This window comes from Acinetobacter sp. 24-47-67, from assembly GCF_056779735.1.
In genome coordinates this window covers 62,675-88,813 of sequence record NZ_JBWYIK010000001.1, presented here as the reverse complement: position 1 = coordinate 88,813, position 26,139 = coordinate 62,675, and the positions used below count along the sequence as shown (strand labels likewise).

Genomic DNA, 26,139 nt, shown 5'->3' with positions numbered 1-26,139 from the left:
CACATGAGCAAATTAGCAAAAATGAAAGCGCGTTTAACGCCGATTTCACATGCCATTCAGGCACAAGTTGGCGATGCGTTCAACATGGATGCATTGGCACAGCTCTTCGTAAAGATCGAAGAACAAAACGAAATTACACCACAGCTGGCACAGGTCCTTGACTATGCCAAGTTCATCCCAGTGACCAATGTAAATGCGGTTTATGGTGGTGGTGAAATTCTGTCTCGTAAAAAAGGCGTGGGTATCGGCGAAGACTATGCTGGTACAGGTGATGATATTCCGCTTGCAGAAGTTGAATACGATACTGTAAGCCTACCTGTGAAGGTGGGTGTGATTGGCTACCAATATTCAGTGGTTGAATTGGCGACCGCACAGCAAATGAACCTCACGCTTGAAGCGGATAAAGTTCAGGCTGCAAATTTGGCAGCTGAAAAGCACATGTCGAATGTGGCTTGGTATGGTTACACCAAAGCCAATGCGAGTGGTCAACTTGAACAGGTGAATGGCTTCTTAAACCAAACAGGCGTCACTATTGTGACAGGGCAGCATGATTGGTCTACGGCGACCATTGAAGAGGTTTTATCCGACTTCAATAATTCGCTGGCTGACTCAGCAGACCTGTTTGACGGTGATGCGTCTATAGAGCCTGATACCTACTTGATGGCATCAGCGCAGTACTCACACCTTTCAACACGTGTGGTACCAAACTCAGGCGGTAAAACATTCCTGAAGTACATTGAAGAAAACAACATCTTCACCACTCAGGGTAAGCCATTAACGATTCGTGGTTCTGGTCGTGGTAATGGCAAAGGTACTGCAGGCGCTGACCGTTCAATCATCTATCGCCGTGATCCATCATGTATTCAATTCAAAGGTAACAGCGTTGAGTTCCTGACGGCGCAACCGAAAGGCCTGGATGTACTTGTGCCAGGCCACTACAAATACCAAGGTGTTTGGCTGAAGCGTGTTGATTCACTTCGTTACCTTGACCATGCATAAGGATTAAAATCTCATGGCTAAATATTCATACACATACAGCGGCTCTAATGCCGCTTTTGTTTTTGCAGGCCTGGTGACTTTACCTAAAGGTATCGCCGTAGTAGTTGAAGCCAATCACCACAAAGCACTTCAAAAAAATAAGTTTGCTAAGCATTTGATTGATGCTGGTGAGCTGGCTGTTGAAGAAATTGCAGAAGCGGTTGAAAAACCTGCTTCAGGTCGTGGTAAAGGTGCACAATCAGGTAAAACTGATGAAGGTAAAGGCAAGGATGAATCCAAAACTGCTGAGCTCACGATTGATGATGTGCGTAAAGCGTTGACTGATCTTGAAATCACCTTTGCTGACGATGAAACCCTTGAACAGCTGCAAGAAAAACTTGCTCAAGCTACTGAATAAGGTGAACTATGGACCCACAAGCTTTTAAATTAAAGTTTAAGTACGACACAACATTATTAAATACTTCTGATGCTGAAATTGCCGATGCATTAGAAGAAGCTGGTCTTGTTGTAACGGCGCTTGAATTTGGTGATCTGAAAGAACGTGCTGTGGGTCTATATGCAGCACATATTCTCAGAGTTGCACATAAATCAAAGTCAGGTAACAGCTTTTCAGATGCATCAAGTATGACTATTGCAGGTCAGAGCGTGAGTTTTTCACGTTCGGGTACCGATGCATTTTATAACCAAAGTATTTATGGTCAGCGTTACCTGGCATTAAAAAATTCAATTCCAGTTGGCAATGATGGAACCAATCCCAATCGTATTGGTGTTGGTGCTTTCGTTGTTTAGGAGCAAGGCATGTCATTTAAATATCAAGCGCCTGAAAACTTTAAAGCAACTTCGCTTGAAATTGCAGGCAGCACATACAAGGTTGAAAAAGGTGTGATTGAATCGGATACCGATATTGCACACATTCTGGCACCGCATGGTTTTAAACGTGCGGTTGAAACCAAAGCAGAACCTAAAAAGGAAACTGTTGCAAAGTAGGTGATTTATGAGTGATTACCGTGTTGATGCTGATGTTGATTTTAACGAGATCAATGAACGTGTACGTGCTGAAATACGGCGCACGGTAAATGCACTCACACTTAAACTTCAGCGAACTATTCAGGAAGATATGCTGACAGGTCAGCGACTGAATGTGCAGTCTGGACGTTTAAGAGGATCCGTTTCATCCAAGGTGGAAGAGGATAAGGACTGGATCGAGGGTACAGTCGGAGCTGGTGGTGCCTTGGTACCGTATGCCTTTGCTCATGAATTTGGGCTTAAAGGTGCAATGGCCATTAAGGCACATCTTCGGATGATCAAGAAAGTCTTTGGTCAGCCGATCACACCACGTCAAATCATGATCAAAGCCCATTCGCGTAAAGCAGACTTTCGAGAACGCCGTTTTATGCGTGATTCATTGGATGACGTGGCGAAGATCGTGCCGAAGAATATTGATGCTGCAATTGAAAGGGGATTGAGCAGTGAATAGTGAAGCCATTTACCAGGCATTGTTTGACCGACTTTCATGTATTGATGGGATTAAAACCACCAGTCGACGCTTAAAGCATTTCAATCATGTTGCACCTGATGACCGACCAGCGTTATTCGTGACCCAAGGCAATCAAACCGAAGCACCAGTGAAAGGCTTGGATGCCAAGGTTGAACTTGAAGCGGAAGTGTACGTTTACATTCATGAATCAAATCCAACGATACCGCCGAGCGTTCAGTTAAATCAGATGATTGATGAGGTGCGTGCCAAGCTTGCGCCTGATCATCCTGATATCTGCGAATACCAAACCTTAGGGGGGTTGGTCGAGCATTGCTGGATCGAGGGTACGATCGAAGTTTTTGAAGCAGTTGAAAACATGCTCGATGACCAAGGGATTGCCATTATTCCGATACGGATCCTCACCACTACCTAAAGCAATTCATAAATTCCATGACCGCCAATACGGCGGTTTTCTCATTTTTAAGAGGTCGATATGGCTCAATATTTATTTGGTGCCGGTAAAATCTTTGCCACACCATTACAGGATGTTCATGGTAATCCAATCACCAACGGCACACCCGTTGAAGTGGGCGTACTGCAGTCAACGTCAGTTGATATCAGCTATGACTTAAAAGAACTCTATGGTCGTGGTCAGTTCGCGGTGGATGCCGCACGCGGTAAAGGTTCGATTAAGTGTAAAGCAACCATGGGTCGCATCAACGGCGCATTACTGAATTCCATTTTCTTTGGTGGCGTGGTCACTGAAGGTGGTATTACTGCAGTCACACAAACCATCAATGGTGAAGTCGTTGCAGCATCTGTAACACCAGTCGTTCCGAACAGCGGTACATTCTTGAAAGATTTAGGCGTAACTGATGCCAAAGCAGTTCCATTAAAGCGTGTGGCGAGTGCACCGGTTGCAGGTCAATATAGTGTGGATGAAGCGACAGGTGTTTATACCTTTGCAGCAGCTGATGTGGGTAAAACGGTATTTATCAGCTTTAAATACACAGCGATGGTGGCAGGTGCCAAATCAGGTGTGGTAAGTAACTTGGATATGGGTTATACGCCTGAATTCAGTGTTGATCTGATGCGTGACTACAAAGGTAAATTCTTTGGAATTGAATTCTTCCGCTGTGTCAGCAATAAGCTTGCGTTTAGCTCAAAACAGGATGATTACGATCTACCTGAGTTTGAATTCCAGCCAATGGCCGATGATTTAGGCCGTGTGTTCAAATGGACTACTTCGGAGTAATACCATATGCAATTTAACCAGGTCGAAAACCCACGTGGTAATCCGCTTAAAATTAATGGCCAGATTTGGATTTTTGCGCCGTTATCCTTGGGTGCTGCTGAAAAGCTGATGCCAAAGCTTAAAACCTTTGATCCAAGTGACTTTGCTTTAGTGGCAGATGTAGCACATAGCTCTTTAAAGCGTAACTATCCTGACATTACCCGCGAATTTATTGCTGATGAACTGCTTGATGTTGGTCACGTTAATGCTGTATTTGAAACGGTCATGGGGGCTTCTGGTCTGGTTTATACAGGTGAAGACGAGCAGGCCACTGATTCGGGGGAATAGACTGGGAGGAGCTGTACACGCATTTGGTACTGACTTTGGGCAAGGATTACGACTATGTGCGTAATGAATTGGATTTTCCAAGAGTCAAATCATTGAATGCGTATCACAAGCAGTTTCCTCCCAGCCATGTTGGCATTCAACGACTGTGTCGGATCCTTGAGGCATTTATGGGGATTGAAGACAGTACCGGTTCAGATAATACGCAAAGCGATGATGAAGATGATCTGTTTGCGGATCTGCAGAACTTTCCTCAGGGTGGCTAAGGTTGCCCTGATTGATTTAAGTTTTTTTGTTGGTTAAAGTTTGCGGGAACTTTATAATAACTTGGATATAACCATGAAAAAAGTATTAGGGGTGAGTTTTTTAGCTTTCACTTTGGCTGCTTGTGGTGGAGGTGGCGGGGGTGATTCTTCATCTTCCAATAATGATGGTAACAACCCACCAGTTTCTAAGGCTGAAGTCTCAGGTATTTATACTGGAAAGACCAATCAAGAACAGAATGTAGTTGGATTGGTGGATAAAAATAATAAATTCTGGTTTTTATATACACCACCTTATTCTAACGGAATTACTGGCTTCATGACTGGTGACTTAATTGTTTCTGGTAACACAGTAAAAGCGAATAAAGGCAAAGACTTTTATTTTGGTGGTAGTGCAGTTTACGACACATCTATTAATGGTACTTTTGAAACTAAAAAGAGCCTAAATGGAACGATCACTTATACGCCTTCAAATCAGGTTACATTTGACACTTTATATGATGCTGAATTAAATAACTCGGTATCCAATCTCACGACAATTGCAGGATCTTATATAGGTCAATCAGCGATAGTTGAAGGTATTGAAGAAGCAACCTTAACAATTTCAAATACGGGAGTGATTTCAGGTAAGGGACAAAGTGGCTGCACGTTCTCAGGGAAAATAGCAGTTGAAGAAAATGCACCTTACTACAATGTTGATTTAGCTTTTGGTTATTCACCTTGTGTCTTAGCGGGACAGTCTGTAAAGGGTGTGGTTTATTATGATTCATCAATTAAATCACTTTATGCAGTAGCAGAAAATAGCAATAGACAGAACGCAGTGCTGTACTTAGGAACAAAACAGTAACTCCCATAGTTTTGAAACTTACTTAAAGAAGCACCTTAGGGTGCTTTTTAATACCTGAAAATTTTCTATACCGCCTCACGGCGGTTTTTTTATGCCTGTGAGAAAGGAATTATGAGCAACAATCGAGTGGAAGTGCACGTTGGTGCGAAGACTTCCGAACTTAAAAAAGGCATGAATGAAGCTGAAAGTATTGTCAAAGATACGGCGCAGGAGATTGAAGTCACAGGTAAGAAAGTGGACTTTCAGATTGACGTGTCTGGTGTGCAAAAGACCTTCGATAATCTTTCAAGCAATATCTCAACGCAGATGCTGGGCCTAGGTAAAAAAATTGCTGCTGGTATTGGTTCTGCCTTAGCTGTAGATGGATTGGTCAGTTTCACTCGCAATGCAATTAGCACCGCTTCAGAAGTTCAGAAAATGTCTGACATGCTGGGTGAATCGGTAGAAGACCTCCAATACTTTGCCAAGGGTGCTCAAACAGCTGGATTGTCATTAGAACAGTTCGGCATGATGGGTAAGGACGCGCTAGATCGGCTCGGTGAAGCACGCCGTGGTGAAGGCGAAATGATGGACTTCTTTGAAAATGTTGCGCCTAAAATTGGTGTGACCATCGATATGTTCAAAGATTTAAGTGGTCCAGAAGTTATCCAGGCATATTACGATGGATTGGAAAAAGCCAATTTATCGCACGCTGAAACTATCACTTACATGGAGCAGATCGTCAATGATGGCAGTTTGCTTATTCCACTACTCAAAGACGGCGGTGCAGGCTTTAAAAAATGGGGTGAAGAAGCCAAGAATGCTGGCGCTATCATGTCTAAGGATATGGTGGACAACCTCGGTAAGGCTAAAGAAAACCTTTACACACTAGAGCTTCAGTTCCAAGGCTTCCAGGCAATGCTGATCAATTCAGTAACGCCTGCAGTGACTGCTATTGCGCAGAACTTTGACAATATCAAAGCTGTAGTCATCGCTTTAGGTGCTGCTATTTCAGCTAAACTGGTTGTTCAATGCGCCGTATTGGCTAAAGAGTTTGTGATCGGCGTAGCCCAAGGCATGGCATATCAGATGCAATTGTCTGCGCTTCAAGGACAGGCAATGCGTACAGCTACGGCGATGGGTGTCTTACGTAGTGCTTCAGCATTGCTCGGTGGACCTGCTGGCTTAGGTATGTTGGCACTTCAAGGTGTGGCTGCGGGTGCTGCATTTCTATATATGAAACGTAGCAGTGACGAATCAATTCCATCTTTAAGCACACAAGGTAAAACCGTTGCTCAACTTCGTGAGGAATATGAAAAGCTTGATAAGGCTCAACAGCGTGTATTGACTCGACAAGCTACAGCAGATTTATCCAAAGCTGAGCAAGGTTTCCGTAAACAGGAAATTGCATTACTTGGCTTGGTGCGTGCGGTTGTTAATCATTCCGATGCATCAGATGCTGATAAAAAAGCAGCTAAAGAATTATATGATCTTTATCTGCAGAAAAGAATCTCTGTTGATCAGCTTGCTACTGGTATTAACAACCTAAGTACGGTTGAGGCTAAGCATAAAAAAAGCATTGATGACACCGCTGCGGCTGCCATTAAAGAGCGTAAAGCAGTCATTGATGCTCAGGGTGTTCTAAAGACTTATAACCAAGTTGTGACACAAGGTACTAAGGATAATAAGGAACACACCAATTCCATCAACGATAAAGCAAATGCATTAGCCAATTTGACTGCAAAGCAGATGGACTATGTTCGTGAATCTAACAAACAGTCTGAACGAGAACGCTATATTCAACACAACATGAACGTTGGTGGTGTGTCGCGTGAGCGTGCTGAGCACATGGCAGATGCTCGTGATAAGGCTGGTATGGGATACACCGCTAAAGACGGTGCAATGCCTGAAGCTGTTAAACAGGCTGAAGAAGCGGACTGGAAGCGTAAACAAGCAGCTGAAGCGCGTGAGGAGGCTGAAAAGAAAGCTGAGGAGACTCAAAAACGTCAAACCAAGGAGCTTGAAAAACAGCAACAGATCTTGCAGGTCAATGCACGTGTAAAAGCGAATGCTGAAAAGTTTAACTATTCAGGCTTTGAAGCCAAGTATGGCTTGCCGAGTGGCATGCTATCAGCTCTTAACATGCAAGAGTCTAAGGGTCGAAATGTTGAAGGCGTTCAGACTAAATACGGTACGGCGAAAGGCAACTTTCAAATGCTGGATATGACCGCCAAGCGCTTTGGCGTATCTGATCCATTCGACACAAAACAAGCTGCTGAAGGCGCAGCCAAATACATGCGTTTCTTGCTAGATAAGTATGGTGATATCAACAAGGCTATTTCTGCTTATCATGCAGGTGAAGGGAATGTTGATCGTGGTACCGGTATTGGTCCAATTAATCGCCAGTACGTGAAAAACGTCAAGGGTTACATGGCTGGCGTTAACGGTGTAGAAGCAGGGACTGAATCTTCAGATTTTGATAAATCACTTCAGGAGCAAATCCGTAAGGCTGAAGAAGCTGAAAAGAACAAGCTTGCTTTACAGTACAAATATGCTGATGAAAGCAAGCAGGTTGCTTTAGATCTTAAGAAAGAACTTAGTGATATTGATTCTTCTATATTGTCAGCTGAAGATAAGAAAGCTTTTTCAATCAAAGCTGAACAGGAAGCCGCTGACAAAATCAAAGCTATTCGAATTGAGCAGCTTGAAAAACTCAAGGCACTTCATGAGGAAGAGCTTCAAGGCAAGATGATTTTGTCTCAGCAAATATTCGAGCTAGAAATGGCACGTTTGGATGCTGATCTTGATACTGGAAGAATCAATAATGTTGAAAAGGTACGTCTTGCAAAGCAACTTGAAGAACAGTTGTATGCCATTAAGCATATTGGATTGCAGGAGCGCCTAGATCTTGAACAAGAGCTAAGTCAACTCACTGGGAATAGTTCTGGGGTAAGTGGCGTAACCAATGAAATCAGTGCATTAGATCATCAAAGATCGGTGTCTGATATCCAAGCACCAGGCATGATTTCTGATGCTCAAATGAAAGACTTTGAAGATAAGTTTGGGAATCTAACGTCACGAATGTCTGGTCTATGGGATAAAGGCATTCAAGCCATGATGAATGGCACGCTGACTTGGAAAAATGCCATGAATGCCATTTTTACAGAACTGGCAGGAGCATTTATTCAAAGCATGATTAGTGAACCACTGAAAAAATACGCTGCAAGTTTAGCAACTCGTATGGCGATTAAATTAGGGTTTATCAAATCAGAGACGGCGGCTGAAGTAGCTGGGCAAGCTGCACAGACTGGCGCCGTGGTGGCTGGTGAAGGCATGAAAACCGCTGCAACTTCAACAGGTGTAATAGCTCGTTTAGGTTTAAAGCTCATGGAAGTCTTAAAGTCAATCATGATGTCGGCTTGGGAGGCTATGGCTGGTGCTTGGGCTGCGCTTTCGTCAATACCAATCGTAGGTCCTGCATTGGGTGTGGCTGCTGGTATTGCTGCATTCGCGGGTGTATCTGCAATTGTTGGAAAAGTAGCATCTGCTCGAGGCGGGTACGATATTCCTGCAGGTGTAAACCCTATGACACAACTTCACGAAGAAGAAATGGTTTTACCTAAGCAGCACGCAAATACGATTCGTGCCTTAGGTAAGTCTCTAAGTGCAGATGGAGGCTTTGGCACACCTCAAACTCCAAGTCAGCAAGTGAGTAACCATTTCTCAATTCAAGCCTTTGACTCACGTGACGTAAAGCGTTTCTTTGAAAAGCATGGTCGTGAATTGGCGAGTGGATTAAAGGGCCATCGCCGTAATTTCGGTACCTAAGGAGGTTTTTTGTGTCTGATGTATTATTTCCTGAATTACCAGGTCTTGAATGGGAGTTGTCAAAAACTCCCATTTTTAATACCAAAATAATGACGTCTGTGAATGGTCGGGAACTTCGCGCAAGTTATCAAGCCATTCCCAAATATGAAATCTCAATGTCATTTGCTTTTCTGCGTGAATCAAAAGGAAAGAATGAACTACAGCAACTGGAAAGCTTCTTTTTAGAACGCCAGGGTGCATTCGATTCCTTTCTTTTTAAGATGCCTGATGATAGTGATTACTCATGTACTTTTGCAGGTGATGGCACTACTACGAGTTATCAGCTCTATAGGCAGATGCATACATCACAGATCCCTTTGGCACATACCAAAACAGAAACTGTTTTTCAGGTCGATCCAACGTTTTGGAACGATAACGATAATCAGCAGTTTTGGAGTGATAACGACGATGATCTGTTTTGGGATGACACAACTGCTCAAGTCACCAAGTCAGGCATGGTTACGCTTTCAAAGCCTTTGAAACAAGGTCATAAGTTTGAGGTGAAAGGGACGTATTACTATCGCTGTCGATTTGCTGATGATGAGCAGCAATACACCAACTTTATGAGCAAGTTATGGAAAGCCAATAAGGTCGACATGATCGGATCACTAGGAAATAAAGTATGAGAGCAGCTTCTGCAAAATTAATCGAATTGCTTGATGCTGATCAGTTTGTGATGGCAGATCTGTATACGATCACGACAATCCAAGGTGATGAATTCCGATATACGAATTATGACTTTGATTTGAAAGTTGCAGGTCAAACATATAGTTCGAGTGGTCCCATCATCAGTCGTGAAAGAATTAGCCTGTCACTGGGTATTGGGGTTGATAATTTATCGATCAGAATTAATTGTATTGATGATAATGAATGGAACGGCATCAACGTTGTTCAAGCGTTTCATAATGGCCAATTAGATGGTGCTCGATTTAAGTTGGAACGTATTTTTATGGACATGAACACACCAACGGACACCAGTGCCGGCACCATTAAGTTGTTTGAAGGTCGAATCATTGAGCCTGACTTAGATCGTAATTCGATTCAAGCCAGTGTTGCGTCAGATCTGGACGAATTGAACGTGCAAATGCCAAGAAACCTATATCAGCCAAGCTGTACCAATACGCTATTTGACACGGCATGCGGTCTATTGCGTCAAAATTTCATTGTGCAAACAACCATTGAGGCAGGCAGTACTACAGCACGAATCCTATGCCAGGTGAATCAGCCACAGGGTTGGTTCACGCAAGGCGTAATTGAATTCTTGGACGGTGGCAATGCAGGTCTAAAGCGAACCATTCGCATGCATGAATCTGGGGCTTTGTTATTGACTTTGCCATTGTTGGAAGCACCGCAGGCAGGGCAAAGAATCAAAGTTTATCCTGGATGTGATAAACGTCTTGAGACATGCCAAAACCGTTTTAATAATTTCAGTCGTTTCCGTGGTGCGCCATTTATTCCGGTACCTGAAACAGCTGTTTAACCAAATTTGTATTGATCCATACCCGCTATATGCGGGTTTTTTATGGGGTAAAGATTATGCCGATTCCATCACCTGCCGACTTTCGTAATCGTAATAAAAAACACTCAGAAGTACGAGATATGTTGGCTGAATTAGCAGGAAGTGTAGAGGATAAAGATGTCGTAAGACGTTTTATTGGTGAAAATGCATTAATAAAAACATCTCAAACAAAAGTGCACAATAAAAACAATATTGCACGAAAAGTGGGACGCTATTTTTCTACTGTTGAAGGGTTTTACGATCCAACAGCTACAGGTATGTGTACTGAACTCATTCCAATCAACCCTAACTTTGATGTGTATGTGACAGGCATTAGCCAATACTCAGAGTATGGAGGGATGTACTGGTTTGACAAAAATGGGCAAGCAATTGTGACCACAACCCGCAGAAATGCGACAGGTCTAGCTGAGCAAGCAGTTTACATCCCCGCAAATGCAGCGTATCTCGGATTAAATACAAATATTACAACAACTGATGAGGTTAATTTTGTAGTCACTCAGACAATAGATGAGCTAAGTGAGACTTTGTCCAAACCAGTTACTTTTCGGAGAAAGAAGTTTTACTCTGAAAAAAATGTTGAGTTGATTGCAGGTAGTTATTATCAATCTGGTGTAGTGGCTGGTGGATTTCATGTGCGAATCCCGATTGAGTTTGGTGAAAAGGCTGTAAAAATAACTCGACCGGAAGTTGAGAACAAGACTTTATACATGGAGTCTGGCAATTTAAGTTTGGTTAATTCAGGCACAAACCCCGTTCCTACTGCATCAAACACGCTGAATAAAGCATACATTGTGGTAAACGTTGCTCCACAAAGTGTCACGGATGTTTCGCAAGTTAAGTTTTCTCTATACACGGTAATTGACAAGTTGCATGTGGAAAAGCCAAAACAACCAACAGATGTTGTGTACGAAATGTCTGATCTAAATTTCATGCTTCATCCTGGAAGAATTAGAACAGGCGGTGAGGGTGCCCCAGTCTATGAATACTTTATCGGGTACAGGATAACATCGCCAGTGTCGTTCAATTCAGATTTTCCAATTGAAATTCAAACAGACGATACTGAATCGGGCGGTATTGCTTTCTTTGATGACAATTACTCAATAGTTGGAACTTTGTCTAAGGTTGGTAATGTCACGATTTCACCCTCAGAAATACCAATAGGTGCCAAATACATTTCTAAGAATTTGACCGCTGGTAAATATGCAACATTTATAATGACGGCTGGTGGTGAGCCAAAAACTAACAAACAAGTGAATACTAATTTAAGTTTGCCGCCGCTAATTCCTGTCGCCGTGGGTGTGCAGATGAACCTGTACTACGATAATTTTAGAGCAAATCCAGTTAACTCGACTGCGGAATTGTTTATGTACGAAGGTGCTAAACCTGCATCAAATTTAACAAATCCTTTTATCTACAGTACATTTCAGACTGAACGAGCCTTGCAGTGGACTCCAACGGCAGCAGGTTTAACAGAAACAATTACAGCAGAGATTAGAGAACTAAACTCTTATGTTGCTTTAAATAAGCGAACCTTTGATCTTATATCTGTACCAAATAACAATGGTGCTGGGCGTAGGAAAATCACCATGATTTGCGGCGATTCTCAGATTGAACCTGATTCATCTATACGCAAGACTTCGTTTGCGCCTTATCTGAAAGATTTGTTTGAGCAGCAAGCTGACATGAATATGCTATTTGCTGGAACAAAGAATTTTCCTTTGACAATTTACGGTGATACTCCTGAAGAGAACCGCACAGTCAATTGTTTAGCCGAAGGTTATGGTGGGCAGCAGGTTACTTATTTCACAACAAGCACTTCCCCCTTCTGGAACCCTAACAAGGTTGGTGGTGCGGGAATTGATTTTAAGAACTACATGGCGAATCTTGCTGCATCGAACCCTGACTTTAATGCAAATGATGAGTTTGATTATTTCATTTTCCCTATGGGGGTCAATGATTATGCGAACGGGGTCTCAACTCCAAATATCATTGCTCGAATCAAGGTTATGCAAGATTTATTGTGGAGAGACTTTCCTAACTGTGTGTTCATTGTTTCTATGCCAACGCAGGGTAGTAAGTTTTGGTCAATGGATGCACGTAGAAAGTGGAACATTGAATACTATGAAGCCCTGATTCAAGAGTTCACAAAGCCTGAATATAGCGGCAAGGTAGTCATTGCTGCGACTGGTATTTGGACTGACAATATTTACGGAAGTCGTCAAGTTCGCCCATATCGTGAACCGTATAAGCGTATTGTTGATGCCAAGAACCTGCTTATTAATAAGTATGTACAAGAGGGGATGACGCTTGAACAGGCCACAAGCAAGGTTGTCGATGAATACGGTCTTGAAGTTAAAGAGCGTGTCTTGGAGCGCTGGATGGATGAATACCCTATGACAACAGACATAGTTCATTCGTCTTGGATTTCAGCAGCTCAACAAGCAGATTGCTTGTATTCTACGTTACGCTATTTGCTGGATATAAACAATTGAAAAACCTAGAAGCCGTTGCTGAAGCCAGAACCTGGCTCGGCACACCCTATCATCACCAAGGTCGTGTCAAAGGTGTCGGTGTGGACTGCGGAACGTTAATCTGTGAAGTCTATGAAAAAGTGGGCTTGATGGATCATTTAGATCCGCGACCATACCCACCAGACTGGCACATGCACCAGCTCGGTCAAAGATATTTAGAGCACGTTTTATCTGTGTGCTATGAAGTCGATGAGCCACAGCCTGGTGATATTGTTCTTTATCATTTTGGCAAGTGCATCAGTCATGGTGCAATTGTCGTCGAATGGCCAACAATCATTCATTCATACATCCATCAGGGGGTTATCCTGCAGGATGGTACCAAGGGAAGTCTAGCTCGCAGAATTGCGGGCTTTTTTCGTATGAAGAGGCTAAAAGAATAATATGGGTGGAGTATTTGGAAGCACGACGATCAGTACGTCTGATAAGCGCATCAATTCGATGCGCATTCAGCAATCTGCGTATGGTCTAACACAGCCGTTGGTCTATGGCAAAAATCGTGTTGCAGCGAACATGTTTTGGTATGGAGACTTCAAAGCGACTGCTCATACGACTACTACAAAATCTGGTGGTAAAGGTGGTAAAACAAAGACTAAAAACACAACATATACCTATTCAGCATCTTTAATGCTTGGGCTATGTGAAAACAAAATCAAAGATATTGGGATTGTATGGCGCGATAAAGAACAGATCGTCACCAAAACTGAAGGCGGTGTGCAACTCAAGCCAATTGATCAAATCGGTTTTGAATTATTCGATGGTTATCACAATCCAGTTTGGGGCTATTTAGCATCAAAGCATCCAGATGAAGCAGTGCATTATCCATTCCTTGGATATGTGGCATGTGCCAATTATGATCTTGGTGGTAGTGCAGCATTATCGAATCATAATTTTGAAGTGATTAGCGATATTACCTTTTCAGAAACAATTCATGATGCCAATCCTGCTGATGTGATTGAAGATTTCATCACCAATCCGCGCTATGGTGCAGCACCTAGTTTGAATATGGCAGATTTATCTGAATTTCGAACGTATTGTGCAGCCACTAATTTGTTGATCAGTCCTGCTTTGACAGAACAACGTGAAGCATTTGAAATTATCAATGAGATTGTGGAAGCAGTGAATTGTGCAGTGGTACCGAGTCCAGACGGTTTGAAAATCCGTTCATACGGTGACAGTGCAGTGACAGGAAATGGCGTGACATATACGCCAAATCTTGAACCGGTATATCACTTAACAGATGATGATTTCTTAGGTGAAGATCAGCCGGTACGTGTACGTCGAAGCCGTGATACAGATGCATACAACCACTGCCAAATTGAGTACGTGAATCGCTTCAACCAGTACAACACTGAAACGGTTGAAGCAAAGGATCAAGCCAATATTGAAATGTTTGGGCTACGTACACAAGATCCCGTTAAGTTTGACTTTTTCTGTGAGCCAAAAATCGCCCGTCATGCAGTGCAATTGTTGTTACAGCGAAAACTGTATGTACGAAATGAATATGAGTTTGAGTTAGGTTGGAAGTATTGCCGTTTAGAGCCAATGGATATTGTAACGATTACGGATGAATCTTTAGGTTTGAATCAGTTCCCAGTACGGATCACTCGTGTCGAAGAAGATGAAGAGGGGGGGCTTTCGATTACCGCTGAAGAACTTGCTGTCGGATCTCGTTCAGCAGTTGAGTACGATCTTCAATCATCAAACGGGTACCAAGGTGGCAATGAAGAACCGGGTAATGTCAATGCACCGGCAATTTTTGAGCCTCCTTTAGAATTGACGGATGGTAAAAATCAGATTTGGGTAGCTGCGTCAGGTGGTATTAATTGGGGTGGCTGTAACGTCTGGGCAAGTATAGACAATACGACTTATGAAATGATCGGCACTATCTATGGTTCAGCGCGTTACGGTACATTAGTTTCAGCAATTGATGCAGATGACACATTGATGCAAGTTCAATTGAATACTTCTAGTCAAATCTTTGGTGGTACGCTTGAAGACGCTGAAGTTGATGCAACACTGTGTAAAGTTGGTGATGAATATATCAACTATATCGATGCAACCTTGGATGGATCAGGGCGTTATACATTAAGTAGCATGCTTCGTGGCCGTTTCGATGATGCAAGCTCACATAATGCAGGTGAATCATTTGTTCGAATTGACCGAGCCATTTTTGAATATGACTTCAACTCAAATATGGTTGGTAAGCAGATTTATCTGAAGTTCACAAGCTTCAATGGTCTTGAGCAAAAAGAAGAAACCTTAGATGAAGTGACGGCATACAGTTACACAATCAATGGTGGTCGTCCTGCAGGTGTTAAAGGTTTATCGCTGCAGTCTGCATTTGAAGGCACAAGCTTTAAAGTTCAATGGCAAAGTGCAGCTGGTGCGACAGGTTATATTGTGCAGATTTGGTCGAATGGTGTATTGCTTCGAACCGTTGATACAACGAATACCGATTATTCATACAGCATGGATGAAGCAAAAATCGATGGTATTCAACGTGCTTATACAGTACGTGTTGCAAGTAAAAACGGTTCGATTGTCAGCACTTTTGCAGAGCTGAATATCAGTAATCCAGTGCCACCACAATTGTTGAACATGTACACATCGGCAACTGCAGATTCGATCACAGTGACTTGGATTCCAAGTGAAGTGCCTGATCTGAAAGATTACCAAGTGTGGATCAGTACCAATGCGAACTTTGATCCTGATACAACGGCAGCACGTTGGACAGGTACTGAAAATGCTTGCACGATTACCGGCTTGCAATCAACGACTACATATTATGTGCGTGTTGCTGCGCGGGATGTATGGAAGCCGACCTCGTGGAACTATTCAACACGAATCACACAGGCAACTGCTGATAGTTAAAGTTTTCAACCATAGAGCACCTTCGGGTGCTTTTTTAATGCCGATTTTAAGGGGGCACAATGTCGAACGCGACACAAATGGTGGATGCTTCTGGGCCAGTAGCGACTACAGCAGGCACAGGCATCACGATTATTTCCTGGCTTGCTACTTGGGACTGGGGGTTTTTAATTGGTGTTTTGATTGGTCTGGCTGGTCTTGCAATCAGTTTTGCAAACTACTTATCAAACAAGCAATTTCAAAAACGTAAAGATCAACGTGAGCAAGAAGAACATGAACTGAAAATTGCAAAATTGCGAGGGCAATGGGATGCAAAACAAGACTAAATTATTTGTCGCTGGTTCAACTGTTGCTGCCGCTTTATTAAGCGGCATTTTTATTACTGGACCAAGTGAACAACAAGTTGAAGCAACAGCAAAAAAAGAAGGGTATACAGCAAAACCTGTTATTCCAGTGAAGGGGGATGTGCCAACGATTGGCCACGGTACCACCGTCTATCCAAACGGTGTACGAGTCAAGATGACAGATCCTGCAATTGATCGTAAAACTGCGCTTCAATATCTGAAGCTTCACATGGATAAAGATGCACAGCGATTCAATAAAACCATATTGAATGTACCAATTTCACAGGATGAATACGATTTATATTTAGATTTCACATATCAATACGGTACCGCAAACTGGTCCAGTTCATCGATGTTGCGCAACCTCAAAGCCAAAAAATATAAAGCTGCCTGTGACTCATTACTCAAATGGAAATACGTAGCAAAGCGTGACTGTTCTATTCGTTCAAATAACTGCTATGGCGTTTGGACTCGACAGCTTGAACGTCACAGTAAATGTATGGGGGCACAATGAAAGATTTAATAACAGGATTTATAACAAAGTTTTATGAAGCCGTCATTATTGCCCTGACGGCTTTTTTATTACTCACACTTATTGGGCTTGGAATTCAGTCATGGCGTGTAAGTCACTGGCAAAATAAATTTAATGGCGCTGATGCCGAATGTGTCGAGCGAATAAACAAAGTTAATGAAGCCTACCAAAGCGCTTTAGAGGCTTGGAAAGCAAAAGTATTCATTGTTGAAAATGAACTCGAAGCCGAACGCAACAACATCAAAATTGAATTTAGAGATATTCGACATGAGACTCAAAAAATCATTACTGACCGCATTTACACTGATTGCAAGTTTACTGATGACGGCTTGCGTATCGCCCAAACCGCCATCGCTACCGCAAATTCCAGCAAGCCTATTAATTGATTGCCAAGATTTAAAGCAATTGGAGACTGGCGAAATGGGTGAGGCATTAATTTGGATTGTTGATACTTCTGAGCAATACGCAGATTGTAGAGCTAAAGTTAAAGCATTTATTAAAATCCATCAGCCCTCTAAATGAGGGCTAATTTATTTAAATATAACAAAATTTTTAAAGTACAGTTTTCTGCCTGATTCACTATCTATTAATTTATATACATATAAATCATAATTATTCCTATGCTTTAAATCATATACATTTTGTTTGTAATCACCATCGAGCATTAATTTTCTGAAATATAAATTACGTTTTAAATCGAATGCACTTAGAATTTTTTTCATTTGCGACCTCTATCTCTATATACCTTGTGTAGATGACTTTCCAGAACCCAAATATCACCATCGATGACAACTTTATTGCCATCGTAAAGAGATAAATTCTGGCCATAAAAATCCGTAATGTTATTTAGTTTCCCTTGATAATTATAGTTTGCCCAAGCACATCTACGATCACTGTGGTTTGACTCTTTGTGAAAAACGAGGATTACTTGAGGGTATTTAATCATCATGAGTTTAATTCTCGGCACTAATATGATCTGGTATTTCAACAAAGTAAGCTTGATTGGTAGCAATACTTACCCATTGCAACGTCCCGATTTTATTAATGAGTTTAATATTATTGTTATCGTATAAGCTGATTAATACATTATTATCATCAAAAAACCCAACATATTGAATAGCTGGATTTCTGTGAAAGTTTTCATACATTTTATGGACTTTAACTTTAACAATATTCATTATTTATCCTAATCACCTAAAAGGAGTTAAACCTTTTAAATGATTTAAGAATTCTGAGTTATAAGTTATTTTTTAACTTCAACCTCAGTATGCTCTTTCGGAGCATCTTTAGTTTGTCTGTTCTCAGCATTTAATTGCTGTTCCTTATTTTTTTCTTGCTGAGCTTTTTGCGTATTATCGCCTACAGGGTTTGATTGTTGCTGGTTCTGTTGCTGGGTTTTAGAGTCACTTGACTTTGTGAAATTTGACATAATGATTGTCCTTGAATTGTCAATAGTATTATCGACAAACTCAGCATGTGCCTTATATTTTTTAATAGATACCCTGAATATGTATCAAGATTTATAGTTTTAGAAATATTTATTATGAGTGCCTGATATTAATCGATTATTAATATAATATTTAAATTAATATATTTGTAATTTATAAAAACTCTTACTCATGCATTGTTATAAATTTTTACATTAGCAATTTAGCAATAATCTCCTCATCAAACTCTATTATCCCAGTCTAGTGCGACACAATCTATAGATTGAAATTTTTTCAATACTTTGCAAGTTATGCTATCCGCTGAATACTCAAAAAAGAGAAATAGCAAAATTGGGTAGGAAACCTTATAGGTAAAGTATAAAATTTCTTTAGTAACTTACTAACAATTAATTCTGATGAAAATGATCACAGAATTATTTTCTAAGACGTAAATATCTTCAGTCTACAAAAAATGAAGAGTCTACAAAAAAATAAATTTGTAGACTGATTTGTAGACTGATGAAGTGCAATTACACCTAAGTGGTAACAAATGTATGCAACTATTAAATAGTATTAAATCATTGAAAATACAGGTAATTGCAATATGATACAAGCGTTGCCAATTAAAACAAAACTAGGTGGATTCTACTTTTTCTACTATGCGATTGTCGGTACCTTCATGCCGTATTGGAGTCTATATCTGCAAGATCAGGGATTTAGCTTTTTAGAGATTGGGTGGCTTAGTGCAATTGCAATCATGACACGTTTTTTTGCGCCGTTTATTTGGGGTTGGGTGGCGGATAAAACGGGTAAAAGAATGCTATTGGTGCGAATCGCAACATGGATGGAAGCGAGTATATGGTTCCTCATTTTTATTATACCCAATAATTTTCAATCAATTGCCTTGTTAATGTTGATCTTCAGCTTTTTTCAAAATGCGATACTTGCTCAATTTGAAGGCGTTACATTATTTTGGTTAGGCGAAAAACGAAATGAACTTTATGGCAAAGTGAGAAAATGGGGATCGATTGGGTTTATTGTTGGTGTTTTCTTTATTGGTCTAATTCTTGAAATCATCGATATTCAGTATCTCCCGATTTTATTACTGAGTATTTCATTTCTAGCGTTCTTATGGTCATTTACAGTAAAAGAACCGAAGGGCGCACCAAAAGCCCAAAAAACACTTGAATCCATTATTCCAGTTTTAAAACAACCAGTTGTGAAAGCAATTTTCTTAATTGAGTTCATTATGTTGTTTGCTCAAGCACCATTCTATAGTTTTTATAGCAATTACTTACAGTCATCTGGATTTAGTACCACAGCAACAGGATTTCTTTGGTCAACAGGTGTTATTGCTGAAATCATGATGTTTGCCTATGCATCATTTTTTTTAAATCGTTTTACATGGCGTCAGTTGGTTGCGATCTGTTTATGGATGACTGGGCTTAGGTTTTTGATTGTTGGTTTATTTCCTGAAAGTTTTGTTCTCCAATTTCTCTCCCAGACAATGCATGCATTCAGTTTCGGTTTATTTCACTTATTGGCGATGCGCATTATTTTTGAGCACTTTTCTGCTGGGCAGCAGGGTAGAGCTCAAGCTTTGTATAGTACGATGTGGGGCTTGGGTGTGGCATCTGGAAGCGTATTGGCAGGACAATATTGGGAGCTGATTTCTGGCAGCTATATTTTTATCATTGCAGGAGCTTCAACGTTGATTGGTTTCATATTTTTATCCGCTTTACCAAATCTCAAGCCCACTGAAGCAAGATAGTGACTTATGATGTTTGAGTAAATAGTAATTGCGGATCCACGCATAATCTATTTCGTCCTTTAGATTTCGCTTGATAAAGGGCAACATCTGCACGATTAATCAATTGTTGGAATGGGGTGCCAGACGGAAGTTGTTGATAACTTAAACCTATGCTTACACTAATATTGAGATGTTGATTTTGCCTGATCATAATCGGTGTTTCTGCCACGCGGTCGCATATACGCTGTGCGATTTTAATGCAGGCTGGTAGGTTACTATCTTTAATTAAGATGGCAAATTCTTCACCGCCAACTCTACCGAATAAATCATTTGATCTAATTTGAGATCTGACGATATTGCTAAAGTCTTTGAGAACAATATCACCTATTTCATGTCCATATTGATCATTAATTTTTTTAAAGTGGTCAATATCGAGTAGTAGAATAGACACGCTGTGAATATTGGATTTCGCCTCCCTATGAGTTGAGTCTATCGTCTTTTCGCTTTCTTCATAAAAATATCGGCGATTCATAGTCGTTGTTAAACTGTCATGGTTCGCTAAATATAATATTTGGTGATATAGCTTTTGGCGATTCAAACTAATAATTGATAATGTTAGTGGGCCTAAAGCCAGCATGAAAAGACCGATGCGAACAGACAGTGTTGTCGAAATAAATGCTTCTGGAGATTCTGTTAGATAATATGCACTTAAGCTGTTGTATAAGAACATACATACAAAGCAGTTGATGATTGCAACCAACAATAAATTGTAGGTTAATGCTGCCCAGATGAGTGCTCCGATCGGGAACATGATGGCGCCAGGGCCAATAAAAAAGTGAGTTAGAATTACAGATACAACGACAAATATGAAGGGTAAGACAAAGGGCAAACTTAAACGTTGATTTTTTTGATTTACAAAATATTGTTGAACTGTAGTTTTGTTTGGTAATGCGAGAACAATAGGTAAAAAAGCGACAAAGTTAAGAATTTCACCACTCCACCACATGCCAAAATCAACCCAAATACGGCTGAGTTCCATAAAGCTGTTAGGAACATAAGGGATGGTTAAAATCGCAAAGGTTGGGCTCGCTAGGCACCCGCCAAAAGCACTAATTAAAAATAAGTAAACAAATGTAAGACCTTTATTGAATTCTTGATAATTGATTTTTAATCGGTTCAGTAGGTATAAGGTCACTAATGGGTTTAGCAAGTTAGCAAGAGTTAACAACCAAGTAAGTTGTAAAGTGTTGCCAGTACCTAGGTCTGCAAGCATATACCCAGAAAAGGCCCCAAGCCAGCCACCAAGATTATTGAGATAACTAAATCTTAAAAAAAGACCAAGTAGTACGGCATTTGCAGGCCAGAAAATTGCAAGAAATGAGAGAGGTCGACCAAGTATTCCAGCCAAAGCACAAAGTGTAATGATCAGCATGACAATCCAAAAAGATTGTGCATTGTTTTTAATCAGCTCTGTTCGTATCCATATGGTCATACTTAACGTATATTCCCTTGCATAAAATCTTATATTTTTAAGCTTTCTGTGAGGTATAGAATGAATATTATTCTGATAAGAATATATTTTTGCACTAATAAATCAATAGATCGCATTAAACTGCTGATGATTTAAAGTTCATCAATAGGGAATTCATTTTCTTATATAAAATTGTTCTTATCACGTTAATTCTATGAGTTTTCTTGCTGAAATGTGCTAATTTAGTTCTAAACGTTGACCTATAGATGTTGTATGAAAAAAACAGTTTTTTTTGCACCTTTACTTTTATTAATGACGTCTTTTTCTTCTGCCGATCAAAATGTCCAAGCGCAAGCTAAAGGTGCTGATTTACAACAGCCTGAAAATAATATTCGAATCAACATGCGCCCAGAAATTTTAGGTTTATGGGGAATGGAAATTCCAAATAATAAAAAATGTGTTGAGTATTATAATTTCCGTGGTAACAATGAGGTGGTCGTGAATAGTGCTAAAGAGTGGTCGGTCGGTTTATTTGAGTATCAACCATCTCAAGACAGCTCTTCGGGCTTGTTGCCTACCTTGGTCATGCAAGTCAATTATGAGAACAACGAAAAAGACTGCTCTGGTAATCAAGTAGATCAGGCAGGAGATTTGTCTCAATATTTTGTAAAATGGGACAATCCGAATCAAATCAATTTCTGTGCATCTGAAAAGGGTGGACAATGTTTTGCAAAACTTAATCGTATATTGCCTTAAGCTAAAATCTTTGCAGTCTATTCTTCAATAATAAAAAAGCCTCTTGAAAAAGAGGCTTTTTTATTCATCTTGTAAAGCTGTAATTACTCAGCTTCGCTATGTCCTTGTACCTGTTTCAACAAATGTTTCTCTAAGTAGTGAATATCCATAGCCTGTTCTGCAAAGTTCTTATCTTCAAGGATGAGATCTTTGTGTAGCGGAATATTGGTTTTGATTCCAGTTAAGATCATTTCATCTAAGGCTTGTTTCATACGAGCCAAAGCGGTTTCGCGATCTTTACCATGTGCGATTAATTTAGCAATCATCGAATCATAGTAAGGTGGAATGCTATAACCTGGATAGATATGAGAATCTAAACGGATGCCTGCACCACCTGGTGTGTAGAATTGCTCGATTTTACCTGGTGATGGAAGGAAGGTGGTTGGATCTTCTGCATTAATACGGCATTCAATTGCATGACCGTGTACTTTGATTTGATCTTGTTCTAGATTTAAACCAAGACCAGCGGCTACACGAAGCTGTTGTTCAATAATATCGACACCCGTTACCATTTCAGTCACAGGATGTTCTACTTGAACACGTGTATTCATCTCAATAAAGAAGAACTCACCATCTTCAAATAAGAATTCGAACGTGCCTGCGCCACGATACTGCATTAATTCGCATGCTTTTACGCAAGCTGCTAAAATTTCAGCACGAGCTTCTTCTGGAAGGTTCGGAGCAGGAGCTTCCTCAAGAACTTTTTGATGACGACGTTGTAATGAACAGTCACGATCATATAAATGTACGGCGTGACCATTACCATCGCCAATCACCTGTACTTCAACATGGCGTGGCTTTTGAAGGAAACGTTCCATGTAAACCGTATCATCACCGAACCACATTTCAGCATCACGTTGAGCTGCTTGTACAGACTCCAACAGTGTATCAACACGTTCAACAATTCGCATACCGCGACCGCCACCACCAGCAGCAGCTTTAACGATAAGTGGGAAGCCAATCTCTTTTGCTTCGGCCAAGGCATTGTTTGGTGTTACAGCATGAGCTGAACCTGGAACGGTTGGTACACCAGCTTTACGCATCGCCATAATCGCTGACACTTTATTCCCCATAAGGCGAATATGTTCAGGACGTGGACCAATAAAGATAAAACCAGAACTTTCTACAATCTCAGCAAATTCAGCATTTTCTGATAAAAAGCCATAACCTGGATGAATTGCATCTGCACCAGTCACTTCCGCTGCTGTAATAATTGCAGGAATATTTAGATAACTTTCGCTACTTGCACCAGGACCAATACAAACGGCTTCATCAACAAAGCGTAAATGCATGAGATCTTTATCGGCATCCGAGTAGATACCGACTGTTTTAATACCGAGTGTTTTGCAAGCACGTGTAATACGCAGTGCAATTTCACCTCGGTTGGCAATGAGAACTTTTTGCAACATACCAACCCCCAACGATTACGCGCGGTAGCGGAATAAAGGTTGACCGAATTGGATTACATCACCATTTTTAACTAAAATTTCTTCAATCACACCACTTTGAGTTGCCTCAATTGGGTTCATGATTTTCATTGCTTCAATAATTCCAAGCGTTTCGCCTGCTGAAACAGTTTGTCCTACATTTACAAATGGTGCTTCGCCTGGACTTGGTGCAGCATAGAACACGCCAACCATTGGTGAGGTTTCAACAGCACCACGAGAAGCTGGTTTCACAACTGGAGCTTCTGGCGCAGCAGATTGTATTGGTGCAACACCAGCGGCTACGATAGGATTACGACGCGCTAAAGCAATGGATTGATCACCTTCTTTTACTTCAATAGATTGAAGATCCGATTCAATCATTAAGTCGATGAGCTTTTTAATTTTGCGAATATCCATGAATTCGTATTCCTAAGGTTAAAGATGTGTAGAAGTTTGAATTTTTTGCACGGCATGAGTTAATGCAAATGAATAACCCTGTGCGCCTAGTCCACAAATGACACCGACAGCTTTATCTGAGAGATAAGAGTGGTGTCTAAATGCTTCACGTGCGTGAACATTTGAAAGGTGAACTTCAATAAATGGGATCGCAACACCTAATAGGGCATCACGTACTGCTACTGAGGTGTGGGTCAGTGCAGCAGGATTGATGATGATAAATTTTATACCATCAATTTGGGCTTGATGAATTCGGTCGACAATGGCACCTTCCCAATTGCTTTGGAAGGTTTCAAGTTGAATTGAACTTTCTTGAGCTTGCTGTATGAGTTGATGATTGATATCGTCTAAAGTTAAATGTCCGTAAACTTCAGGTTCTCGCTTTCCTAGCAAATTTAAATTTGGTCCATGTATGACCAAAATGGTCGAACTCATGAAGACAGCTCCAATATGAAAGTTGCAATATAACCTTGCAAGATGTCTGCAAAGTTTGCATATTATGGCATGTTTTTAAGCTTTTTCATTTATATTTTGTTTCAAAAATAGCAAAAAAACAATGTCGTCAATGAGCTGTATTTTGAGAACTTTGCAGTCAATTGGCAATGTTAAAAAATTACATTTTTCTTTTAATTCTTCGAGTCTGCTATTTTAAACCGAATTGACCAAAAGTATTCATTTGTTTTGTGTAACCGCCATATGTGAGTCATCAATAGTCAGCATTTCTGACCATGAGGTGGTATAGCGTGGAGAGTGGTGTAATTGCTTCATTTTCCATTGTTGTTGATTGGTATGATAGCCCACTTGAATACAATGCTTTCCAAAGCGGTTTTTCATAGCGCCAATTGTTGTCATGAGTGAATCTCGCTGCTGGATTAAATCATGAGGCTGCCAAAGGTCATGTGTATGTGTTTTTTTAGCACTCAAAGCAGAAAACATGACGGAAACTTTTACATAACGTATATTTTCTTTAAATAAAACATCAATTTGCTGTTGTGCTGCATGGGTCAGGATTAATAAATCATCCGTCGGATATTCCAAACCAATTACATGAGAATGTGATTTCTTGAATGGTTTTACTGGAATTTTTTCATAAAGAGACACATGGACACAGGCGCATAATTGTTCTTGCTTGGTTAAACGCTCATGAGCCCGACTTAAATGAAAAATCATGGCTTGCTTGATTAATGCTTTATCCTTTAATGCTGATGCAAAACTTCGTGATGCTAAGATTCGTTTAGACGGTAAATCAGGATCTTCTAGTGAAATACAGGACTGACCTTTTAGCTCACGAATGGTACGCCCCATGAGCACTGAAAACTGCTTCATCAAATAGTGTTCATTGGCAAAAGTTAAGTCATAGCAATTATAAATACCGTAACTTTCAAGTTGTTTACTAATTTTTCGACCTACGCCCCAAATTTCCGATACTGAGGTTTCTATAAGTAATTGATCAAAACTGCATGGATCCAAATCCAATAAAGAACACACTCGGTTAAAACCAGAACGTTTTTTGGCAAAGTGATTGGCGAGTTTAGCTTGTGTTTTACTGTAACCAATCCCGATACAACAAGGTAAACCGATCCATTGTTGAATACGGTCGACTAATTCTCGACAAAATTTTTCTAAATCAAAAAGACTTTGATAATGTGTTAGGCGAATAAAACATTCATCAATTGAATAGGGCTCTAGATCTGAATCTGCATGAAAGTGTTGCTCTAAAATAGTGAAAAAGCGACTAGACATATCGCCGTAGAGGGCATAGTTGCTTGAAAATACTTTAACACCAGCCTTAAGCATATCTTTTTCAATTTCATACCATGGCACGGCCATGCCAATATTGAGAGCTTTCGCTTCCTCACTACGAGATACGACACAACCATCGTTATTACTTAAAACAACGACCGGTTGACCATTTAAACTTGGATTAAATACACGCTCACAACTGACATAGCAGTTATTAATATCAATGAGCGCAAAAATCTCTTGATGATAAATATTTTGCATAGGA

The 26,139-nt window shown here is 40.6% G+C and carries 28 protein-coding genes; 21 read left to right on the top strand and 7 right to left on the bottom strand.

Features of this window, described 5'->3' with window-relative positions; translation table 11 throughout:
* Positions 1-3 precede the first annotated feature (3 nt).
* The 19 genes from AC1M9K_RS00430 to AC1M9K_RS00340 all read left to right on the top strand — a co-directional run bounded on the left by AC1M9K_RS00430 (position 4) and on the right by AC1M9K_RS00340 (position 17,191).
* Positions 4-999, top strand: a complete 996-nt coding sequence (locus AC1M9K_RS00430; protein ID WP_481588152.1) for a DUF2184 domain-containing protein — start codon at positions 4-6, stop codon at positions 997-999.
* A 13-nt stretch (positions 1,000-1,012) separates the two neighbouring features.
* Entirely contained in the window at positions 1,013-1,396 is a 384-nt protein-coding gene (locus tag AC1M9K_RS00425; protein WP_481588151.1) for a hypothetical protein, read from the top strand.
* An 8-nt stretch (positions 1,397-1,404) separates the two neighbouring features.
* Positions 1,405-1,788, top strand: a complete 384-nt coding sequence (locus AC1M9K_RS00420; RefSeq protein WP_179998030.1) for a DUF4054 domain-containing protein — start codon at positions 1,405-1,407, stop codon at positions 1,786-1,788.
* A gap of 9 nt (positions 1,789-1,797) precedes the next feature.
* Positions 1,798-1,986, top strand: coding sequence for a hypothetical protein (locus AC1M9K_RS00415; protein WP_481588150.1), 189 nt, complete (start codon positions 1,798-1,800; stop codon positions 1,984-1,986).
* Between the two features lie 7 nt (positions 1,987-1,993).
* The gene (locus AC1M9K_RS00410; protein ID WP_481588149.1) at positions 1,994-2,476 is read left to right on the top strand and encodes a hypothetical protein; all 483 of its coding nucleotides are present in this window, start codon (positions 1,994-1,996) and stop codon (positions 2,474-2,476) included.
* Positions 2,469-2,909: a hypothetical protein gene (locus tag AC1M9K_RS00405; protein WP_481588148.1), complete on the top strand. Its 441-nt coding sequence runs from the start codon at positions 2,469-2,471 to the stop codon at positions 2,907-2,909. Before AC1M9K_RS00410 ends, AC1M9K_RS00405 begins: the two co-directional genes overlap by 8 nt.
* A 60-nt stretch (positions 2,910-2,969) precedes the next feature.
* Positions 2,970-3,731, top strand: a complete 762-nt coding sequence (locus tag AC1M9K_RS00400) for a hypothetical protein (RefSeq protein WP_481588147.1) — start codon at positions 2,970-2,972, stop codon at positions 3,729-3,731.
* Between the two features lie 6 nt (positions 3,732-3,737).
* Positions 3,738-4,058 carry a hypothetical protein gene (locus AC1M9K_RS00395; protein WP_481588146.1) on the top strand — a complete coding sequence of 107 codons (321 nt, stop codon included), beginning with the start codon at positions 3,738-3,740 and terminating at the stop codon, positions 4,056-4,058.
* A 35-nt stretch (positions 4,059-4,093) separates the two neighbouring features.
* The gene (locus tag AC1M9K_RS00390) at positions 4,094-4,321 is read left to right on the top strand and encodes a hypothetical protein (RefSeq protein ID WP_481588559.1); all 228 of its coding nucleotides are present in this window, start codon (positions 4,094-4,096) and stop codon (positions 4,319-4,321) included.
* A 73-nt stretch (positions 4,322-4,394) separates the two neighbouring features.
* Positions 4,395-5,165: a hypothetical protein gene (locus AC1M9K_RS00385; protein ID WP_481588145.1), complete on the top strand. Its 771-nt coding sequence runs from the start codon at positions 4,395-4,397 to the stop codon at positions 5,163-5,165.
* Positions 5,166-5,276: 111 nt separating this feature from the next.
* The gene (locus AC1M9K_RS00380; RefSeq protein ID WP_481588144.1) at positions 5,277-8,972 is read left to right on the top strand and encodes a lytic transglycosylase domain-containing protein; all 3,696 of its coding nucleotides are present in this window, start codon (positions 5,277-5,279) and stop codon (positions 8,970-8,972) included.
* 11 nt (positions 8,973-8,983) lie between these two features.
* Entirely contained in the window at positions 8,984-9,637 is a 654-nt protein-coding gene (locus AC1M9K_RS00375) for a DUF2460 domain-containing protein (protein ID WP_481588143.1), read from the top strand.
* Entirely contained in the window at positions 9,634-10,491 is an 858-nt protein-coding gene (locus tag AC1M9K_RS00370; RefSeq protein ID WP_481588142.1) for a DUF2163 domain-containing protein, read from the top strand. Before AC1M9K_RS00375 ends, AC1M9K_RS00370 begins: the two co-directional genes overlap by 4 nt.
* A 56-nt stretch (positions 10,492-10,547) precedes the next feature.
* Positions 10,548-13,022, top strand: a complete 2,475-nt coding sequence (locus AC1M9K_RS00365) for a hypothetical protein (RefSeq protein WP_481588141.1) — start codon at positions 10,548-10,550, stop codon at positions 13,020-13,022.
* A complete protein-coding gene (locus tag AC1M9K_RS00360) occupies positions 13,019-13,441 on the top strand; it encodes an NlpC/P60 family protein (RefSeq protein ID WP_481588140.1) in 423 nt (140 codons plus the stop codon). Before AC1M9K_RS00365 ends, AC1M9K_RS00360 begins: the two co-directional genes overlap by 4 nt.
* 1 nt (position 13,442) lies before the next feature.
* Positions 13,443-15,932: a phage tail protein gene (locus tag AC1M9K_RS00355; protein WP_481588139.1), complete on the top strand. Its 2,490-nt coding sequence runs from the start codon at positions 13,443-13,445 to the stop codon at positions 15,930-15,932.
* Between the two features lie 59 nt (positions 15,933-15,991).
* Complete coding sequence (locus tag AC1M9K_RS00350; RefSeq protein ID WP_048882812.1) at positions 15,992-16,255, top strand: phage holin family protein; 264 nt, start codon at positions 15,992-15,994, stop codon at positions 16,253-16,255.
* Positions 16,239-16,787 carry a glycoside hydrolase family protein gene (locus AC1M9K_RS00345; protein ID WP_481588138.1) on the top strand — a complete coding sequence of 183 codons (549 nt, stop codon included), beginning with the start codon at positions 16,239-16,241 and terminating at the stop codon, positions 16,785-16,787. Before AC1M9K_RS00350 ends, AC1M9K_RS00345 begins: the two co-directional genes overlap by 17 nt.
* Positions 16,784-17,191, top strand: coding sequence for a hypothetical protein (locus AC1M9K_RS00340; RefSeq protein WP_481588137.1), 408 nt, complete (start codon positions 16,784-16,786; stop codon positions 17,189-17,191). The genes AC1M9K_RS00345 and AC1M9K_RS00340 overlap by 4 nt, the downstream gene beginning before the upstream one ends.
* A 567-nt stretch (positions 17,192-17,758) precedes the next feature.
* Here the strand turns inward: AC1M9K_RS00340 and AC1M9K_RS00335 are convergent.
* Positions 17,759-17,983, bottom strand: coding sequence for a hypothetical protein (locus AC1M9K_RS00335; protein ID WP_481588136.1), 225 nt, complete (start codon positions 17,981-17,983; stop codon positions 17,759-17,761).
* 65 nt (positions 17,984-18,048) lie between these two features.
* On the bottom strand, positions 18,049-18,234 hold the full coding sequence (locus tag AC1M9K_RS00330) for a hypothetical protein (protein ID WP_481588135.1): 186 nt from the start codon (positions 18,232-18,234) through the stop codon (positions 18,049-18,051).
* A gap of 605 nt (positions 18,235-18,839) precedes the next feature.
* Between AC1M9K_RS00330 and AC1M9K_RS00325 the strand changes: the two genes are divergently transcribed.
* The gene (locus tag AC1M9K_RS00325; RefSeq protein ID WP_179998280.1) at positions 18,840-20,003 is read left to right on the top strand and encodes an MFS transporter; all 1,164 of its coding nucleotides are present in this window, start codon (positions 18,840-18,842) and stop codon (positions 20,001-20,003) included.
* A gap of 4 nt (positions 20,004-20,007) precedes the next feature.
* Here AC1M9K_RS00325 and AC1M9K_RS00320 read toward each other — a convergent pair whose 3' ends face one another.
* The gene (locus AC1M9K_RS00320) at positions 20,008-21,474 is read right to left on the bottom strand and encodes a GGDEF domain-containing protein (protein WP_481588134.1); all 1,467 of its coding nucleotides are present in this window, start codon (positions 21,472-21,474) and stop codon (positions 20,008-20,010) included.
* A gap of 252 nt (positions 21,475-21,726) precedes the next feature.
* On the opposite strand from AC1M9K_RS00320, the gene AC1M9K_RS00315 reads away from it, so the two are divergent.
* Positions 21,727-22,209, top strand: a complete 483-nt coding sequence (locus tag AC1M9K_RS00315) for a hypothetical protein (RefSeq protein ID WP_035270703.1) — start codon at positions 21,727-21,729, stop codon at positions 22,207-22,209.
* A gap of 83 nt (positions 22,210-22,292) precedes the next feature.
* Here AC1M9K_RS00315 and accC read toward each other — a convergent pair whose 3' ends face one another.
* From accC to AC1M9K_RS00295, 4 genes are all read right to left on the bottom strand, one after another.
* Positions 22,293-23,657, bottom strand: coding sequence for an acetyl-CoA carboxylase biotin carboxylase subunit (accC, locus tag AC1M9K_RS00310; RefSeq protein WP_035267832.1), 1,365 nt, complete (start codon positions 23,655-23,657; stop codon positions 22,293-22,295).
* 15 nt (positions 23,658-23,672) lie between these two features.
* Positions 23,673-24,092 (bottom strand): acetyl-CoA carboxylase biotin carboxyl carrier protein, encoded by a 420-nt coding sequence (gene accB, locus AC1M9K_RS00305; RefSeq protein WP_035267829.1) that lies wholly within the window; start codon positions 24,090-24,092, stop codon positions 23,673-23,675.
* Between the two features lie 18 nt (positions 24,093-24,110).
* Positions 24,111-24,566 carry a type II 3-dehydroquinate dehydratase gene (gene aroQ, locus AC1M9K_RS00300; RefSeq protein WP_035267826.1) on the bottom strand — a complete coding sequence of 152 codons (456 nt, stop codon included), beginning with the start codon at positions 24,564-24,566 and terminating at the stop codon, positions 24,111-24,113.
* A 237-nt stretch (positions 24,567-24,803) separates the two neighbouring features.
* Positions 24,804-26,135 (bottom strand): Y-family DNA polymerase, encoded by a 1,332-nt coding sequence (locus AC1M9K_RS00295; protein ID WP_035267823.1) that lies wholly within the window; start codon positions 26,133-26,135, stop codon positions 24,804-24,806.
* Between the last annotated feature and the right edge of the window lie 4 nt (positions 26,136-26,139).